Below are 986 nucleotides of genomic sequence, written 5' to 3' on the forward strand. Positions count from 1 at the left end.
ATTCAAGGGTCGCTAATTCGACTTGCTCGGGTGTTCGCCAGGGTCCTTTTCGATAGAGCAGTTCTGTCTTGTATAGCCCGATCGTCGTCTCGGCCAGAGCGTTGTCGTATGCGTCGCCCACCGATCCGACCGAAGGGGCGATGCCGGCGTCGTCCAAGCGCTTAAGTATAGCAGATAGACGTGTACTGCGAGCCTCTGTCCGAATGATGTACCAAGCCATCTAAGGCGGCGTCACGCCGCCAGATCGCCATCTCTAGGAACTTCCGAGCGCAAGTTCCGTTTTGAGGTGTGTCGCAAGCGCCCAGCCGACAATGAAGCGGCTATACACGTCGATGACAAGGGCCATGCAGCAGCGACCGGCCCACGTTCGAACATAGGTCAGATCGGCCACCCACAATTGATTTGGTCGGGTGGCCGTGAATTTGCGGTCGACTAGATCGGCGGGACGCGCGGCAGCGTCATCGGGAATCGTCGTCTTGTACTTCTTACCTCGCCTTACGCCTTCAAGCCCGCGTATATGCATCAGGCGCTTAAGCAGTGCATCTGGCAACGGTTATGCTCTCCCGGTTAAGCTGCTTTGCAGACCTTGCGCGCTCCGTAGACACCGTAGTTGGCCTCAAAGACTCGTTCGATCTCACTACTGAGCCACTTTATCTTTGGAGCGCTCGATCCGATGGCGGACGCACGCGCCTGGCCCAGTAGGTAGAGGGTGCAAAATTGAGGACCCGGCATATGGGCTCGACCCCGTGTTGACCGCGGTATGTATCCACGTAACTGGTCATCTCGTCCGGGGACGGTCGAGCTCCTTGGCAAAAAAAACAGACGCCGACTTGAGGATCTCATTGGCTCGTCTTAACTCGGCGACCTCTTTTCTTAAGGCGTCAAGCTCAGCGATCTCTTCGTCCGACAGGCCGCGCTTGCCGCCTCTGCTTGCCGGGGCGTTTTTGACCCAATATCTGACGGTCTCCCGGTTAACGCCGAGCTTC

Annotated in this window: 3 protein-coding genes; all 3 read right to left on the reverse strand. The window is 57.4% G+C overall.

The genetic code is table 11. From position 1 onward, the window contains the following. Positions 1–253: 253 nt before the first annotated feature. Complete coding sequence (locus COY37_RS12045; RefSeq protein WP_502693034.1) at positions 254–550, reverse strand: transposase; 297 nt, start codon at positions 548–550, stop codon at positions 254–256. Between the two features lie 17 nt (positions 551–567). Then, positions 568–732: a hypothetical protein gene (locus COY37_RS12050; RefSeq protein ID WP_502693033.1), complete on the reverse strand. Its 165-nt coding sequence runs from the start codon at positions 730–732 to the stop codon at positions 568–570. Positions 733–778: 46 nt separating this feature from the next. Then, positions 779–986: transposase (locus COY37_RS05415; RefSeq protein WP_502693748.1), on the reverse strand; the 208-nt coding region annotated here is incomplete at its 5' end.

This window comes from Candidatus Aquicultor secundus (assembly GCF_002791875.1).
GTDB lineage: Bacteria > Actinomycetota > Aquicultoria > Aquicultorales > Aquicultoraceae > Aquicultor_A > Aquicultor_A secundus.